This is a genomic window from Rahnella sp. EDr1-12, assembly GCF_049206505.1.
GTDB classification, from domain to species: Bacteria; Pseudomonadota; Gammaproteobacteria; order Enterobacterales; family Enterobacteriaceae; genus Rahnella; species Rahnella rivi.
In genome coordinates, this window is the sequence record NZ_JBLZNY010000002.1 from 269,911 (window position 1) to 285,947 (window position 16,037).

At 55.5% G+C, this 16,037-nt stretch carries 17 protein-coding genes and 2 tRNA genes; 8 read left to right on the forward strand and 11 right to left on the reverse strand.

Going from position 1 to position 16,037, the window contains the following annotated elements; genetic code table 11:
• Positions 1 to 147 precede the first annotated feature (147 nt).
• On the forward strand, positions 148 to 1,875 hold the full coding sequence (locus tag ACO0U8_RS10745; protein WP_056769379.1) for a potassium/proton antiporter: 1,728 nt from the start codon (positions 148 to 150) through the stop codon (positions 1,873 to 1,875).
• Positions 1,876 to 1,949: 74 nt separating this feature from the next.
• On the opposite strand, the gene osmE is transcribed toward ACO0U8_RS10745, so the two are convergent.
• Positions 1,950 to 2,282 (reverse strand): osmotically-inducible lipoprotein OsmE, encoded by a 333-nt coding sequence (gene osmE, locus ACO0U8_RS10750; protein ID WP_056769377.1) that lies wholly within the window; start codon positions 2,280 to 2,282, stop codon positions 1,950 to 1,952.
• Between the two features lie 237 nt (positions 2,283 to 2,519).
• On the opposite strand from osmE, the gene ACO0U8_RS10755 reads away from it, so the two are divergent.
• Complete coding sequence (locus ACO0U8_RS10755; protein ID WP_421670768.1) at positions 2,520 to 3,119, forward strand: cupin; 600 nt, start codon at positions 2,520 to 2,522, stop codon at positions 3,117 to 3,119.
• A gap of 25 nt (positions 3,120 to 3,144) precedes the next feature.
• On the opposite strand, the gene ACO0U8_RS10760 is transcribed toward ACO0U8_RS10755, so the two are convergent.
• Positions 3,145 to 4,773 (reverse strand): methyl-accepting chemotaxis protein, encoded by a 1,629-nt coding sequence (locus tag ACO0U8_RS10760; RefSeq protein ID WP_421670769.1) that lies wholly within the window; start codon positions 4,771 to 4,773, stop codon positions 3,145 to 3,147.
• On the opposite strand from ACO0U8_RS10760, the gene ACO0U8_RS10765 reads away from it, so the two are divergent.
• Positions 4,706 to 4,903, forward strand: coding sequence for a hypothetical protein (locus ACO0U8_RS10765; RefSeq protein WP_217204040.1), 198 nt, complete (start codon positions 4,706 to 4,708; stop codon positions 4,901 to 4,903). The genes ACO0U8_RS10760 and ACO0U8_RS10765 overlap by 68 nt on opposite strands.
• Here the strand turns inward: ACO0U8_RS10765 and ACO0U8_RS10770 are convergent.
• The 5 genes from ACO0U8_RS10770 to ACO0U8_RS10790 all read right to left on the reverse strand — a co-directional run bounded on the left by ACO0U8_RS10770 (position 4,881) and on the right by ACO0U8_RS10790 (position 10,548).
• The gene (locus tag ACO0U8_RS10770) at positions 4,881 to 5,381 is read right to left on the reverse strand and encodes a GNAT family N-acetyltransferase (protein WP_082465670.1); all 501 of its coding nucleotides are present in this window, start codon (positions 5,379 to 5,381) and stop codon (positions 4,881 to 4,883) included. The genes ACO0U8_RS10765 and ACO0U8_RS10770 overlap by 23 nt on opposite strands.
• Before the next feature lie 83 nt (positions 5,382 to 5,464).
• Entirely contained in the window at positions 5,465 to 6,535 is a 1,071-nt protein-coding gene (locus ACO0U8_RS10775) for an ABC transporter ATP-binding protein (RefSeq protein ID WP_056769371.1), read from the reverse strand.
• On the reverse strand, positions 6,528 to 8,297 hold the full coding sequence (locus ACO0U8_RS10780; protein ID WP_183847580.1) for an ABC transporter permease: 1,770 nt from the start codon (positions 8,295 to 8,297) through the stop codon (positions 6,528 to 6,530). Before ACO0U8_RS10780 ends, ACO0U8_RS10775 begins: the two co-directional genes overlap by 8 nt.
• A 75-nt stretch (positions 8,298 to 8,372) precedes the next feature.
• Positions 8,373 to 9,461: an ABC transporter substrate-binding protein gene (locus ACO0U8_RS10785; RefSeq protein ID WP_056769367.1), complete on the reverse strand. Its 1,089-nt coding sequence runs from the start codon at positions 9,459 to 9,461 to the stop codon at positions 8,373 to 8,375.
• Between the two features lie 196 nt (positions 9,462 to 9,657).
• Positions 9,658 to 10,548 carry an SDR family oxidoreductase gene (locus tag ACO0U8_RS10790; protein WP_421670770.1) on the reverse strand — a complete coding sequence of 297 codons (891 nt, stop codon included), beginning with the start codon at positions 10,546 to 10,548 and terminating at the stop codon, positions 9,658 to 9,660.
• Between the two features lie 137 nt (positions 10,549 to 10,685).
• Here ACO0U8_RS10790 and ACO0U8_RS10795 point away from each other — a divergent pair, with 137 nt between their 5' ends.
• On the forward strand, positions 10,686 to 11,603 hold the full coding sequence (locus ACO0U8_RS10795) for an AraC family transcriptional regulator (protein WP_421670771.1): 918 nt from the start codon (positions 10,686 to 10,688) through the stop codon (positions 11,601 to 11,603).
• Between the two features lie 96 nt (positions 11,604 to 11,699).
• Here the strand turns inward: ACO0U8_RS10795 and ACO0U8_RS10800 are convergent.
• Positions 11,700 to 11,787: transfer RNA gene (locus ACO0U8_RS10800), tRNA-Ser, on the reverse strand.
• Positions 11,788 to 11,982: 195 nt separating this feature from the next.
• Positions 11,983 to 12,070, reverse strand: a tRNA-Ser gene (locus ACO0U8_RS10805).
• Positions 12,071 to 12,330: 260 nt separating this feature from the next.
• On the opposite strand from ACO0U8_RS10805, the gene yccA reads away from it, so the two are divergent.
• The gene (gene yccA, locus ACO0U8_RS10810) at positions 12,331 to 12,993 is read left to right on the forward strand and encodes an FtsH protease modulator YccA (RefSeq protein WP_056769361.1); all 663 of its coding nucleotides are present in this window, start codon (positions 12,331 to 12,333) and stop codon (positions 12,991 to 12,993) included.
• 122 nt (positions 12,994 to 13,115) lie between these two features.
• Positions 13,116 to 13,445: a sulfurtransferase TusE gene (tusE, locus tag ACO0U8_RS10815; protein ID WP_056769359.1), complete on the forward strand. Its 330-nt coding sequence runs from the start codon at positions 13,116 to 13,118 to the stop codon at positions 13,443 to 13,445.
• 10 nt (positions 13,446 to 13,455) lie between these two features.
• Here tusE and yccX read toward each other — a convergent pair whose 3' ends face one another.
• Positions 13,456 to 13,734: an acylphosphatase gene (gene yccX / locus ACO0U8_RS10820; RefSeq protein WP_056769357.1), complete on the reverse strand. Its 279-nt coding sequence runs from the start codon at positions 13,732 to 13,734 to the stop codon at positions 13,456 to 13,458.
• A 98-nt stretch (positions 13,735 to 13,832) separates the two neighbouring features.
• Here yccX and rlmI point away from each other — a divergent pair, with 98 nt between their 5' ends.
• Positions 13,833 to 15,026, forward strand: a complete 1,194-nt coding sequence (gene rlmI, locus ACO0U8_RS10825) for a 23S rRNA (cytosine(1962)-C(5))-methyltransferase RlmI (RefSeq protein WP_421670772.1) — start codon at positions 13,833 to 13,835, stop codon at positions 15,024 to 15,026.
• A 123-nt stretch (positions 15,027 to 15,149) separates the two neighbouring features.
• On the forward strand, positions 15,150 to 15,467 hold the full coding sequence (gene hspQ / locus ACO0U8_RS10830) for a heat shock protein HspQ (RefSeq protein ID WP_217204014.1): 318 nt from the start codon (positions 15,150 to 15,152) through the stop codon (positions 15,465 to 15,467).
• A gap of 80 nt (positions 15,468 to 15,547) precedes the next feature.
• On the opposite strand, the gene ACO0U8_RS10835 is transcribed toward hspQ, so the two are convergent.
• Positions 15,548 to 15,958 (reverse strand): CoA-binding protein, encoded by a 411-nt coding sequence (locus ACO0U8_RS10835; protein WP_056769352.1) that lies wholly within the window; start codon positions 15,956 to 15,958, stop codon positions 15,548 to 15,550.
• Positions 15,959 to 16,037: the final 79 nt, after the last annotated feature.

The following is a 16,037-nucleotide window of genomic DNA, read 5'->3' on the forward strand; positions in this document are numbered from 1 at the left end:
GCATAGTTTTTTATTCTTAAGTGCAACTAATAAAAATCCGAAATGACCCCAGCAAGGGGCTCATTTTCCTGATAAATTAGTCACCTCGTCACTGATGATGAAACCGCACTTCCCCCGCGCCACTCATGCTTTACAAGGAGAACACTCTTGGACGCCAGCACGATCAACACACTTTTCTTTATTGGCGCCCTGTTAGTCGCAGCGAGCATTTTGCTCAGTTCGTTCTCTTCTAAGCTTGGCATCCCTATTTTAGTCATTTTCCTCGCCATCGGTATGCTGGCGGGGGTCGACGGCATCGGCGGGATCGCATTCGATAATTATCCGGCAGCGTATCTGGTCAGTAACCTGGCGCTGGCGGTGATCCTGCTCGACGGCGGGATGCGCACGCGGGCCTCGTCGTTTCGTGTCGCGCTGTGGCCTGCCCTGTCACTGGCCACCGTCGGCGTGCTGATCACCGCAGGGCTGACCGGCATGGCGGCGGCGTGGTTGTTCCACATCGATCTGATGCAGGGCCTGCTGATTGGCGCGATTATCGGCTCGACCGATGCCGCCGCCGTGTTCTCACTGATTGGCGGTAAAGGCCTCAACGAGCGTGTCAGCGCCACGCTGGAGATAGAATCCGGCAGTAATGACCCGATGGCGGTGTTCCTGACCATCACCCTGATCGACATGATTTCCAAAGGTGAACACGGGCTGAGCCTGATGTTTATCGTGGATGTGGTGCGCCAGTTTGGCCTCGGCATCGTGTTTGGCCTCGGCGGCGGCTGGCTGCTGCACAAACTCATCAACAAAATCACCCTGGCCGCCGGTTTATACCCGCTGCTGGCCTTCAGCGGTGGCCTGCTGGTTTACGCCGCTACCATGGCGCTGGAAGGCAGCGGTATTCTGGCGGTTTACCTGTGCGGGCTGATGCTGGGCAATATGCCGATCCGCAACCGCCACGGGATTATGCAAACCTTCGACGGGCTGGCGTGGCTGAGCCAGATTGGCATGTTCCTGGTGCTGGGATTACTGCTGACGCCAAGCGATCTGTTGCCCATCGCCGTCGCTGCCCTGGCGCTCTCGCTGTGGATGATCCTGCTCGCGCGGCCGCTGTCGGTTTTCGTCAGTCTGATCCCGTTCAAAAACTTCACCCTGCGCGAACGGTTCTTTATCTCGTGGGTTGGCCTGCGCGGCGCGGTGCCGATCATTCTGGCGGTGTTCCCGATGATGGCCGGATTACCGAACGCCACGCTGTTCTTCAACGTCGCCTTTTTCATCGTGCTGGTTTCTCTGCTGGTGCAGGGTACGTCGCTGGGGTTTGCGGCGAAAAAAGCGAAGGTACTGGTTCCGCCGCAGCCGACGCCGATTTCCCGCCTCGGGCTGGATATCGATGTGTATAACGACTGGGAACAGTTTATTTATCAGCTGGGCTCGGAGAAGTGGTGCGTCGGCGCAGCGCTGCGTGATCTGCAAATGCCGAAGGAAACGCGAATTGCCGCCCTGTTCCGTGGCAAAGAGATGTTGCACCCCACCGGCAGTACGCGGCTGAAAGAGGGCGATATTCTCTGTGTCATTGGTCAGGAAAAGCACCTGCCGGAGCTGGGTAAATTGTTCAGTGACAGCAATAAAGTGGTGCTCGACGACCGGTTCTTCGGTGATTTCATCTTGCAGGCCGATGCCCCTCTGGACGCGATTTCACAGCTTTACGGGCTGAATCTGGAAGAAACGGTGGATCAGTCGCAGTCGCTGGGGCACTTCGTGATCAGATTACTGGGCGGTGAGCCGGTGATCGGTGACCATATTGAATGGGATGGTCTGACGTGGACGATTGCCGAAATGGACGGTCATCAGGTGAGTAAAGTCGGTGTGAGGATTGTGACGGAGAAAGCCTGAGGTCTGATTCTTTCCCCTCTTGCGAGGGGAAAGCCGGGATGGCCGGTGAGCCTTCCCAGATAATTCAAAGCAGATTACTGAGCAGCTTGCGGGTCTTTGTCGTAGTCAGAACAAGACTGGTAGCCTTTGTTCATGACATGACCGGTGTCGTTGTAGCTGACGAAGTAAGTCTGTGCTTTACCATCACGCGGAGCCACTGCATACGTCTGGCAAGTGCCTTTCGCATGGATAAGCGTCGCTTCTGTTGATGGTGGCCCTGCAATAGCGCGAACCTGCGTTTTCGTCATACCGACTTTCACATCGCTGACCACAGGCTCTTTAACGTAGCTCGCTGCGCGGTCGTAAGTCTGACACCCTGCCAGTACAGAAACGGCTGTCGCCACCACAAGTAACATTTTCTTATTCATAACATCTCCTCCTGAGTACTTTTTCTATTTTTGTATAAGCAAGTTAAGCATAGAAGAGATAAGGCATTTATCCACTGAATATGACTTCTATTTGTTGAAAGCTACAGTTTTTAAGTTTTATCTGATAAGCCGCCTGCGGGTTTCCCCTCTTAAATCTGTCTGACGAAGATGATTTTCAGACAGTTATGTTCTATACATGAAAGAGGTAAGCCATTGAGAGAAAAGGAGCCCGGCCTGATGCCTGTGGATCGACGTCGGTTTGTCACGTTGCTGGGTGTCATCGCTCTGATGCCACTGCCGCGTATTGGATTTGCCATCCCACGGGAGGTTGCGATGGAGACTTTGCTGATTGATAAGCCGTCAGGCGGCGTGCCTAACAACCGGCTGCCGGTGATGATTTATCATCGCGTTATTCCGCCAAACGTTGCCGATAATGCCGACTATCTCGAGCACCTGTTCCGTTCCAACGGCTGGCCACCGCAGTGGCGCTACCCGGTCTACACCTTCACTCACTTCCATTCGAATACCCACGAAGCGCTGGGCGTGTTCGCCGGTTCCGCCACGCTGCAACTTGGCGGGGAAAAGGGAAAACTGATTGAGGTGAAAACCGGCGATGTGTTGCTGCTACCGGCGGGGATCGGTCATAAACAGATTTCCGCCGACGAGGATTTTATGCTGGTAGGCGCCTATCCGCCCCAGGTGAAAGCCGATCTCTGCCATGATGAGCCGTCACAGCTGGCGGCGCGCACCAAAGCGGTCAGCGCCGTACCGCTGCCTGCCACCGATCCGGTGACCGGGCACAGTGAAGGCAGCATGATCACCTGGCACACGAAATAAGCGGGAATGTGCGCGCGGCAGAGGCTTATCCGACTGCCCCCAGCGCAAAGCGCGCCACTGCTTTTTCCAGCCGTTGCGACTGACTCAGCAGTTGCCGCGAAGAGGCCGCGGCGTGATCGGCCAGCTTACCGTTTTGCAAAGTGACCTGATTGAGCGCGGAAATGCGTTCGGAGACATCGTGAACACTTTGCCCCTGATACAGGGTGGCGGCTGAGATCTCTTCCACCAGCGCGCTCAGGCCGTTAAAAATAGCGATAATTTCTTCCAGACTTTTCCCCAGCACCGTCACCGAGGCCGAACCGCGCCCGATTTGCTGCACGGAGTCATCAATCAGTTGATGAATGCCGCGTGTTGAATGGCTGCTTTTCTGCGCCAGCAGGCCAATTTCTTTCGCCACCACCGCAAACCCGCGCCCGTGCTGCCCGGCGTGCGCCGCTTCAATTGCGGCGTTCAGCGCCAGAATATTGGTCTGAAACGCCACGTTATCGATCATCGAGACAATTTCACTCATCTGTGAAGACTGGCTGACGATCTGTTTCATCGCCGTGTCCACCTGCCCCATCACCTCGCCGCCGCGTGTCGCCACGTTTTTGGCCTGCCCTGCCCGCTGGCTGGCCTGTTGTGCGTGGGCGGCGTTTTCTTTCACCCGTTCATTGAGCTGGGTGATATGCTCGGTGGCCGCATTCAGCTCCTGGCTCTGGATCGCCGCCTGTGCCGACAGCGCCTCGTTACCCTCGGCCATCTGATTGATGTTCACTAAAATATGCGCCGAGGCATCACGCACTTCGCTGACCAGCTTTTGCAGGCCGCGTTGCATATCGCGCAGGCTCACGCCCAGTTCGCGCATTTCGGTGACCCGCGAGTGATCATCTTTCACCTCGCGGGATAAATCCCCGGCGGCCAGCACGCTGATGTGGCCGATCATCCGCTGTAACGGGCGGATAACCCAGGCGGAAACACCGCGCCAGACCAGCACGGCGATCACCGCCAGCACGGCAAGGGCAGCCATAAACAGGGTTTTCGCCTGAGTCAGCGCGTTAAGCAGCCGGTCGCTGAGTGAAACGGCGGTGTGCTCGTTCACGGCCAAATAGGCGTAATACTTCTGGCTAAAATCGTCCTGAAATGCCTGAACCGGCACTTCAAAGAAGGCATCAATATTGTTGTTTTTTTGCAGTCCGTCCGACTGTTCGCGCAGCCCGTCGTAGAACATCTGATAGCTGGCTTTCAGTTCTGTGGCGGCCTTGTCACTCTCTTTCGTCATCTTGCCGAAGCGGGCGAAGGCTGTCCGCGAGGCGCTGAGTGACGCGAGCGATTCCTCCAGCAGGCTGTTCCAGCTGCCCACTGAGCCGCTTTCTTTATCCTGCATGTAATAAATACCGGCGCGGTTCAGCTTGTCGCTCGCCATCAGCAATTCCATACGGGCTTTGTCCATCACGGCTTGTTGCTGACGCAGACTTTCGGTGGCAATGACGTTGTTACGGGCATCCCTGAGGATGTTGGTGAGCACCAGCGTGGAGAATATCTGTAAAGCAGAAAACAGGGCGATAACGCAAATTACCCCGAAAAGTATGCCGCGCGGACGCTGAGTGAAAACGGATCGAAATAATCTGCTGAATCTGGCTTTGCCAGGCAAGGAGCTGAGCGTTAATATCATGATTATTCTGCATTATTTTAAGGAAGTGGCAGAATTTTACGCTCAGGAAATGACAGAAATATTTCACGGACAGCAGGAGACTGTCCGCAGAAGAAAGGAGGCAGCCGTCAGTTCAGAGGGCGCTGCATAATACTGACCCGCTCGCCGTTCACTTCTCGTTGTTCCACTTCCTGCCAGCCGAGACGCCCGTATAATCCCTGCTGATCGGGGGTATACAGCCACAGCGTATCAATGCCGGCCGCGCGTGAACGCGCAATGCAGGCTTTCACCAGCGCCGTGCCGATGCCTTTTCCGCGCAAATGATGACAGGTAAACACTTCGCCCAGCCAGTATTTGCGTTCCGCGACATCGCTGAGTTCATAACGCATCACGCCCGCCGTGCCCACCACCTGCTCTTTCTCATCAAGTGCGATCAGCACGCACTGACGGCCACGGCTGCCAATCCGTTGCACAAGGCGTTGGCGGATATAATCTTTTTGTGCCCAGTGCGCGAAGTCAGACCATTCGCCGTGCAGATATTCGGTGACCGTCTCGAGGTAATGCGGAACATCGGCAAGGCTGGCGATTTTTACGGTGTCGTTGCCGTCGGGAGAGGTGTTTTGAGTCATGGAGAAACCGTTTTAAACAATCAGGGGGAACCAATTTGCGGATTCCCCCTGAGCCTGTCAAGTCGTTGCCTTAAGTTAACTCATTAAACTTTAGGGAAGATCCACACATGCTGTTCCGGTAAGGCCAGATGGCAATGCTGCGGATCGCGCACTTCTGCACCGTAGGCACGGATAACGAAGTCATCTCCGGCAGTGCGGAACAGATATTCCCAGCGGTCACCGAGATACATGCTGGTCAGCAGCGGTAATTCCAGCTGATTATCCCCCGGCCCGCCCGCCAGCACCACGCGCTCGACGCGGATCACTGCCGTCCCCTCCTGCCCGCTTTGCACCCCTTCGCCCGCCTGCCCCCATAATACCCAGCCTTTCCCTTCTATCCGCGCTTTGCCGTCACGGACTTCGGTCACTTTGCCGTGCAGACGGTTGTTGCTGCCCATGAACTCGGCGGTAAACAGCGTTTTCGGCGAACCGTACATTTCCTGCGGTGTGCCCTGCTGTTCGATTTTGCCGTTATTGAGCAGCAGAATGCGATCCGAAATTGCCATCGCTTCGTTCTGATCGTGAGTCACCATCAGCGCTGACAGCCCGAGTTTGATGATCAGTTCGCGCAGGAAAACCCGTGCCTCTTCGCGCAGCTTGGCATCGAGATTCGACAGCGGTTCATCAAGCAAAATCACCGGCGGGTTGTAAACCAGTGCGCGGCCAATCGCCACCCGCTGCTGCTGCCCTCCGGAAAGCTGATGCGGATGGCGTTTGCCCAGATGCCCCAGCCCGAGCTGATCCAGTACCGCCTGCACGCGCCGGGTAATTTCCCCGGCAGAGACTTTGCGCAGCTTCAGCGGATAGGCCACATTCTCAAACACGGTTTTGTGCGGCCACAGCGCATAAGACTGAAAGACCAGCCCGAGATTGCGCTCTTCGGCGGGAATTTCGCTGCGCGGCGTGCCGTCGTAGACTCTGTTTTTGCCGATGATAATGGTGCCCTGTGTCGGTTTTTCCAGCCCGGCAACCGCACGCAGTAAGGTGGTTTTGCCACTGCCGGAAGGCCCGAGCAAGGAGACCACTTCGCCACGTTTCAGATCCATCGACACGCCTTTGAGCACCGGATTGTCGCCGTAGGTTAAGTGCAGATTCTCGACCGATAATTCAATCATGTAATTTGACTCCAAAACGAAGGGCAATACCCAGACCTAACACCACCAGCAGGATGTTAATAAAGGAGAGCGCGGCGACGATATCAATGGCACCGGCCGCCCACAGGGAAACCAGCATCGAGCCAATGGTTTCGGTACCCGGCGAAAGCAGATACACACCGGTGGAATATTCACGCTCAAAAATCAGGAACATCAGCAACCATGAGCCGATCAGCCCGTAACGCGACAGCGGAATGGTGACGTGGCGGGTGATTTGTCCGCGGGTCGCACCGGCACTGCGCGCAGCCTCTTCCAGCTCCGGCCCGACCTGCAACAGCGTCGAGGAGATCAGCCGCAATCCGTATGCCATCCACACCACGGTGTAGGCCAGCCAGACGCTGAAAATGGTGCTGCGCAGCGATCGCAGCCAGACCACCAGATTGTCACGCAACCACTGCGACCACGGCATACCGGAAAGCCAGCCGGATTTGAGGGCGTTATCGAGCCACATCGGCAGGAACAGGAACACCCACAGGAAAGCCAGACCGGCCAGCAGGCCCGGTACGGCACGCGGCACCAGTACGCTGTAATCGAGGAAGCGGGTGACACCGTCCGGTTTACGGTGCATGGCGATGCCGATAAACAGGTAACAGGCCACCGCCAGCGCGCCGCCGATAACACCAATTGCCATTGAGTTGACGATGGCGCGCAGCAGGTTCGGCTGCTCCCAGATGGTACGGAAAGTATTGAGCGACAGCTCATCCCACAGCGACACGCCAACCCCCCAGTTGGAGATAAACGCGCGCAGAACCACACCCAGCAACGGCACGCCAATGGTGACCGTCAGCCAGAACGCCACCACCGCACCGGCCACCCAGCGCCATTTGCCGAGCGGCAACGCGCGTGCCTGCGACGCTTTACCTTTCACGGTGACAAAACGGTTGGCGGTGCGCATCAGGCGGCGCTGCAACATCACCAGCGGGATAGTGATGCAAATCAGCACAACCGCCACGGCAGCCATCAGGTGATAAGACGGCGTCCCGAGCTTGTTGGTCAGCTGATACAGATAGGTCGCCAGCACCATGTTGCCTTCCGGATCGCCCAGCACCAGCATCAGGCCGAACACTTCCAGCCCGAGGAAAAACAGCAACACGGTGGCGTAAAGAATCGACGGGCGCACCATCGGCAAACTGACCGCGGTCATCACCTGCAGCGGCGAAGCACCGGCGGTTCGCGCGGCTTCCTCAACATCCGACCCGACGCTGCGCAGCGCCGAGGAAATATAGAGATAGGCGTGCGGCACGTGCGTCAGACCCGCAATCACCACGATGCTCGACATGTCGTAGATGTTCCACGGCACGAAACCGAGGATCGCCTGCGCCCACAGCGAGAAGAACCCGACCGGCCCGGCGGCAACCACGTAACCGAAACCCAGGACCATCGGCGAAACGAAAATAGGGACCAGGATCAGCGGCTCAATCAGACGTCTGCCGGGGAGATCGGTGCGCACCATCAAAAACGCCAGGATGCCGCCGAGTGGAATGGCGATCACCACCAGCCCGAACGCCAGAATAAAGCCACTTTTCAGTGCCTTATAGAAATCAGGATCGGTGAAGATAAATTCAAAAGACTCAAGGCTCCATTCTTTGGACGGGGAAAAGAACGGCGCGGAGAGAAAACTTTGTATCACGATGAACGACAACGGAATGTAGATAACCAGAGCGGTTATCAGCACCACGATGCCACGCGGCAGGCTTTGCCACTTTCTGCGCAATGCATTCATGTTACTTCCCTTCGGTTAGCAGCGAAATCAGGCAAGAGAAAGGGAGGCGCGCAGAGCTGATGCGCGCCCCAACTGCTATTTTTGGGCAGCGGCGCGCCACTCTTTGATGTAATCGAGGCGTTTTTTCTGTTGCAGGTATTCCAGCAGGGTTTCGTCCACCGGAATAGGCTTGAGGGCGTTGCCTAACATTTTGGTCATGCCGTCGATGTCGTTTTTACCTTCGATATCGTTACGGATGGACGGAATGTCGGCCTGGTTCGCCAGAATGCTTTGGCCTTTTTCCGACAGCACATAATCCAGCCACAGTCTGGCGGCGTTACTGTTTTTCGATTCCTGGCTGATGAAGGAAACGCGGGAAAGCACCAGGGTGTAATCCTTCGGATAAGAGATGCCGAGCGACGGATCCGTTTTGGCGCGGGCTTCAGCGTAAGAACCGAGGATGTTAAAGCCGATCAGGTTTTCGCCGGAAGAAACACGTTCCATCATGGTGCCGGTGGACGACTGCACCGCTAAACCGCCTTTGGCGACATCAGCCAGCGTTTTGAAATAGTTCGGATCGGCTTTGAAATCCTGCACGGAGAGCATGAAGCCGAGGCCGGATTTCTCGATGTCGTACGTCGTGACCTTTTTCCTGAATTTATCGGTCTGGCTGGCAATCAGTTTCGCCAGCGCTGCGTGAGAATCAGGCACGTCACCGGCCGGGATCAGACGCTTGTTATAGATAAACACCACAGGTTCGTAAGTCGTGCCGTAGGCTTTGTCTTTCCACACCGCCCACTTCGGCAACTGCCCCTGTTCCGGCGATTTATATTCCTGCGCGTAATCGGTGGCCAGTTTCAGCGCGGTGTCCATGGAGGAGCTCCAGACCACATCGCCGCTGGTACCGCCCGCCGCCTGTTCGCTGATATAACGGTTGTACAGTTCGGTGCTGTTCATGTCGTTATATTCAACTTTAATGCCGGGATAGGTGGCCTCAAAGCCCTGAATCAGCGGGCCTGCCGCTTTGGTGTCGGTGGTGGAATACACCACGACTTTGCCTTCTTTGGTCGCCGCATCGACGATTTTTTGATAGTCGGCCGGATAGCCCTGAGGTAATGCAGACATGGCAGAGGAAGACATCATTACAGCCGCAGCAATCAGAGAGAATCGTAATTTGTTCGTCATTATTGTTAACCTCTAGTTACATTTGAGAAACTAAAAATCAACATAGCGCATAACATCTGGCAGGCAATAGGGTAAATTTTTTATCTTCCCGAAGTGTGATTCGGGGCGTTTTTTAGGCAATTAACTCCATTAACACCACGACAAAAAACGCAAACAGGTCAGCGGCGTGACCTGTTTGCGTGGCTGTAAAATACGATTATTTGAAATAGCCGGCGGTGTCGATATCGGTCAGGAGATCCTGATGCTCAGGTTTCCAGCCCAGAACCTCGCGGGTGATCTGGCTGGAAGTCGGGTTGTTCAGTGAGGCGAAATGGGTAAACCAGCCAAAATGTTCTCCCGCCTCCTGCGCATTTTTACTCAACACCGGCAGGTTCAGGTGTTTGCCAATCAGGGTGGCGATCTCACGAAAAGGCACGCCTTGTTCTGAATTCGCGTGATAAATGGCGTTTGATGCGCCTTTTTCCAGCGCCAGCACAAACACGCGGGCGGCATCCAGCCGGTGAACGGCTGGCCAGAGATTTTGCCCTGCATCGATATAGGCGGATTCGCCCTTTTCCCGTGCCATGGCAATGATCATCGGCACAAATCCGTGGTCACCCGCGCCATGCACCGACGGCGGCAGACGCACCAGCGAGACGTGCACGCCCTGCTCTGCCAGCGCTGCGGCCGCCTGATCTGACGCTATGCGCGGGTTTTGCCCCTGCGGATCGGGTAAATCGTTTTCCGTCGCCAGGTGACCGTTACTCACCAGCGCAGTGCCCGAGGTGACGATCAGGGGTTTATCTGTGCCTTTCAGCGCGGCGCCTAACGCGCCAATCGCCAGCCGGTCTTTTTCGCAGTTCTCCAGAAATTGTGAAAAGTCATGGATAAACGCGGTGTGGATCACGCCGTCGGCCTGTGCTGCGCCTGAGGCCAGACTCTGCAAATCTTCAATACTGCCGCGATGCACGTCGGCACCCGCGTCGGTCAGCGCCTGCGCCGAGGCCTCTGAACGCGCCAGCCCCAGCACCTGATGACCGGCCTGCAGCAATGCCTGCACGACCGCAGAACCGACAAAACCTGTTGCACCTGTAACGAATACACGCATCTCGAATTCCCCTGTTGTTGACTAAATTTGCTGTGGCTGAAAATGGGTATGCCTGAGTGAGCAAACTATAGGCGCTGGAGAAAAGACGATCTATGCGCTAATGTCCGCATTATCTTTGCAATCGTCCGGAGCCGCTGATGGATCCTCTTTCTGATGTGTTGTCACTGCTGAAGCCACGCAGTTATATGTCCAAAGGTTTTGAAGCCGGTGGCGCATGGTCGGTGCAATTCCCCGATCACTATCAGTCGATTAAATGTAACGCGATCATTACCGGTGAATGCTGGCTGGCGGTCGATTCCGTGCCAGGCGCCGTGCATCTGAAAGCCGGAGACTGCTTTGTGTTACCGGCCGGCCGCCCGTTCCGGCTCGCCAGCGATCTGTCTATTCCGCCCGTTGATGCCGGGCCAATTTTCCAGCAGGCGCGGGATGGCGGAACGGTTTCCTGCAACGGCGGCAAGGATTTTTTCCTCACCGGCAGCCGGTTTGCGGTCAGCGGCACCCACGCCTCTACCCTGCTGGCAATGCTGCCGCCGGTGGTGCACATCTCGAAAGAATCTGACAAAGCCAGTTTGCGCTGGGCGGTTGAGCGGATGATGGAGGAGTTGCGTGAGCAGCGGCCAGGCGGATTGCTGATCGCGCAGCATATGGCGCACATGATGCTGGTGCAGGCGCTGCGGATGCACGTCGATAACGCAGCGGAAGGGGAAAGCAGCGGCTGGTTTGCCGCGCTGGCTGACAGGCAACTCTCCAAAGCGCTGAATGCAATGCATGAAAACCCGGCGCAGCGCTGGACGGTGCAGACGCTGGCGGAGCAGGCAGGCATGTCGCGCTCGGTGTTCTCGCAGAAATTCAAGCTGGCCGTCGGCAGCGCGCCGCTGGAATACCTGACCCGCTGGCGGATGTTGCTGGCCGGTGACCGGCTGGCAAACAGCAAAGAACCGGTATCGGCGGTGGCGTTGTCGCTGGGTTATGAATCAGAAAGCGCCTTCAGTACGGCGTTCAAACGCACGCTTGGTTGTTCACCAAGGCAGTACGGGCAGCAGCAAGCGGGCTGACATACTGCGAAGACAACGGGAAGTGACAAATGGATGTGCCGAATGACAGGCACAAAAAAAGCCGCTAATTGCTTAGCAGCTTTGATGTGTTGTTTATGGCGGAGGAGGAGAGATTCGAACTCTCGAATGGTTTCCCATCGCCGGTTTTCAAGACCGGTGCCTTCAGCCGCTCGGCCACCCCTCCGTAAACAACAAGCACTTTGCGACGTCAGTCGTTCAGTACGGGGCGTAGTATACAAGACCGGAAAAAAGATGCAAACATTATTTTCAGTCTAGTTTGTTGATTTTATGAGCATTTAAAACGCATGCCCTGACGCGTGCCTGAATAACAGGCACAAAAAAAGCCGCTAATTGCTTAGCAGCTTTCTTGTGTTGTTTATGGCGGAGGAGGAGAGATTCGAACTCTCGAATGGTTTCCCATCGCCGGTTTTCAAGACCGGTGCCTTCAGCCGCTCGGCCACCCCTCCGCAACGAAGCGAACTATAAACAGTGCCGATCCGCTTGTAAAGCCTGATTCTGTTCGTTTGCCTGAAAAACAGGCATTCTGTTCATAAGCGGCGATTTAAGCATCATTTCGGTGATTCTGACGTCAGGAAACCGCGCCCCGCACGCCCTGAGCAGGTAAAGAAGGGTAAAACGTCTTTAATGACGCGGCGCAACTACTTACACTCCGATCTGACTGTATTTTCACCGACTCCAATCCTTTTATAAGAGTGAGAATTTTATTATGGATCGTTACGTTGCCTCTTCGTCATCGCGCGCAGGCTCGTTGTTAAGCACACACCGGGTATTGCGTAACACCTATTTCCTGTTAGCCCTGACTCTCGGCGTTTCGGCGATCACTGCGACGGCGAGTACGGTGCTGAGATTGCCTTCTCCCGGCTTTCTGCTGACGATCGTCGGGTTTTATGGCCTGATGTTCCTGACCTACCGCACGGCTAACAGCCCGGCAGGTATTCTTTCCGCTTTCGCGTTGACCGGCTTTATGGGTTACACGCTGGGGCCATTGTTAAGTTCACTGCTGGCCGCCGGTGCCGGTGACATTATTATGCTCGCCCTGGGCGGTACAGCGCTGGTGTTCTTCTGCTGTTCGGCCTACGTGCTGACCACGCGCAAAGACATGTCGTTCCTGTCAGGCATGATGATGGCGGGCTTTGTGGTGCTGCTGGTGGCGGTTGTCGCCAACCTGTTCCTGCAAATTCCGGCGCTGTCTCTGGCGATCAGCTGCCTGTTCATTCTGTTCTCCGCAGGCGCGATTTTGTGGGAAACCAGTAATATTATTCATGGCGGCGAAACCAATTACATTCGCGCTACTGTGAGTTTGTATGTCTCGCTGTATAACGTGTTTGTCAGCCTGCTGAGCATTCTGGGTCTGTCATCCCGTAACTGATTGCTTTTCTTTGTTGTGGTCCGATGTAAATTGCAGCCCCGCCTTCCGGCGGGGCTTTTTATTTTTTCAGGCAGACCTTTTTTGCTAAACTGCCTGCTGCATTTTTACAGGTTTGAGGTTCTATGCTGGAGTTTGACGGTCAGGTTATTGAAACCGACGCTCAGGGTTACCTGAAAAACAGTAAAGACTGGCAGGAAGGCATGGCGCCACTGCTGGCAGAAGAAGAAGGGATCGTGCTGACAGATGCCCACTGGGAAGTCGTGCGTTTTGTGCGTGACTTTTACCTGGAGTTTAATACCTCGCCCGCCGTGCGGATGCTGGTCAAAGCCATGGCGCAAAAATATGGCGAAGAGAAAGGCAACAGCCGTTATCTCTTCCGGCTGTTCCCGAAAGGCCCGGCCAAGCAGGCGACAAAAATCGCGGGCCTGCCTAAACCGGTGAAGTGCCTGTAACCCCCGCGCCTCAGTATTTGATTTTGAACTCTTTATAATCGCCGGGTGCGGTCGGCTCACTGAGCACACGATCCACCCGCGCATGTGTCGGCCCGCCGGCTTTCAGCCAGACTAACAGCTGTTCCACCTTTTCCTGCTCCCCGCACGCCACCACTTCGACGCTGCCGTCATCAAGGTTTTTGGCGTATCCGGTCAGCCCCAGCGCGGTGGCCTGATGTTGTGTTGAAAATCGAAAACCGACACCCTGCACCATGCCGTAGACCCAGGCGGCTATACTGACTGTTGACATAATTATCTCTCCGTTAGCGGTATGGTTCGTTGCAATTTCACCTGCATGACCGGACAATGTCGCTCTTTTTTGTCTCCGAACCGACAGAACCTAATTTTATGACTGCACGTTTAATTCTGGCCAAAGGCCGCGAAAAATCTCTTCTGCGCCGCCATCCGTGGGTGTTTTCCGGTGCGGTTTCACGCATCGAAGGTAAAGCCAATTCCGGCGACACTATTGATATTGTAGACAGTCAGGGGAAATGGCTCGCGCGCGGCGCTTATTCACCTTCGTCGCAAATCCGCGCCCGTGTCTGGACTTTCGAACCGCAGGAAGAGATCGACATCGATTTCTTTATCCGCCGTCTGCAGCAAGCGCAAAGCTGGCGTGATTATATCGCCAAACGCGACGGGCTTGACGGTTACCGCCTGATTGCCGGTGAGTCTGACGGCCTTCCGGGCGTGACGATTGACCGCTTCCAGAATTTCCTGGTGTTGCAATTACTTTCTGCCGGGGCTGAATATCAGCGCGCGCCGCTGATTGCTGCCCTGCAACACTGCTACCCGGACTGCGCCATCTGGGATCGTTCCGACGTCGCGGTGCGTAAAAAAGAAGGCATGGAAATGGTGCAGGGTCACGTGCTTGGCGATGAGCCGCCTGCCCTGCTGCCTATCCAGGAGCACGGCATGAGCCTGCTGGTGGACATCAAAGAAGGTCATAAGACCGGTTTCTATCTCGACCAGCGCGACAGCCGCCTGGCTGCACGCCACTATGCGGCAGGCCGTGAAGTGCTGAACTGCTTCTCCTACACCGGCGCCTTTGCCGTGTCAGCGCTGATGGGCGGATGCACGAAAGTCACTAACGTTGATACCTCGCAGGCAGCGCTTGATGTGGCGCGTCAGAACGTTGAGCTGAATAACCTGGATCTGTCGAAAGCAGAATTTGTGCGTGAAGACGTCTTCCAGCTGCTGCGTAAATACCGCACCGAAGGCAGACTGTTCGACATGATAGTGATGGATCCGCCAAAATTCGTAGAGAATAAAAATCAGCTGGCGAGCGCGTGTCGCGGCTATAAAGATATCAATATGCTGGCGCTGCAGCTGCTGCGTCCTGGCGGTATCTTGCTGAGCTTCTCCTGCTCCGGTTTGCTGCCCACTGACCTGTTCCAGAAAATCCTGGCCGATGCCGCGCTGGATGCGCATCGCGAAATTCAGTTTGTTGAGCAGTTCCGACAGGCGGCCGATCACCCGGTCACAGGTGCTTATCCGGAAGGTCTGTACCTGAAAGGTTTTGCCTGCCGGGTGACTCACTGATTGATCACGGTGTGCCCTGACAGGCGCACACCGGAGAATCTTTAGCGGATTAAGTGGTCAAAACTTGAAACAGCGCGTTTTATCTCCATATAGAAGATAAGACGCTAATTTCAGGAGATGACTATGATTGCCAGTAAATTTGGTATCGGCCAACAGGTCCGCCACAGAATGTTGGGCTATTTGGGTGTGGTAATCGATGTCGATGCGGAGTATTCGCTGGACAAACCTGACGTCGCTGAACTTGCCACTGATGACACCCTGCGTGCGGCCCCCTGGTACCACGTGGTGATGGAAGATGAGGAAGGCCAGCCAATCCATACGTATCTGGCCGAAATACAGATCGATCACGAAGCGGCACGGGCGCATCCGGAACAGACGTCTCTGGATGATTTAGCTGCCTCGGTGCGCAGTCAGCTTCAGGCCCCTCGCCTGCGTAACTGATTTCTTCGATTACAAATGTGAAAAACCGGCCTTTGCAGCCGGTTTTTTTACGCCATTTTTTGTGCGTTACCGCAAAAAATTTATTTAATCCCCAGTCGCGGGATTTCAATTTTCGGGCAACGATCCATAACCACTTTCAGCCCGGCTTCTTTCGCCAGAACCGCCGCCTGTTCGTTGATGACGCCGATTTGCAGCCAGAGAACTTTGGCTTTTATCGCAATCGCTTCCTGCGCGACGCCGTAAGCGGCTTCAGCATTGCGAAATACATCGACCATATCCACCGGATGCGCAATGTCAGCCAGCGTGGCGACCACCTTCTGCCCCAGCAACTCTTGCCCTGCGAGTTTTGGGCTGACAGGCGTCACCTGATAACCCTGCGAAAGTAAGTACGCCATGACGCCATAACTAGGACGACCCGGATTATCGCTGGCGCCGACCAGCGCGATGGTTTTCACATCCTGCAGAATGTTGCGAATATCATTATCTTGCACGGGATTTTCTCCTTTGACCTGTCTGAGCTAAGTGTAACTCAGCATTGTTATTCCGGCAGGCTGGCGGACAAAAAAGCCA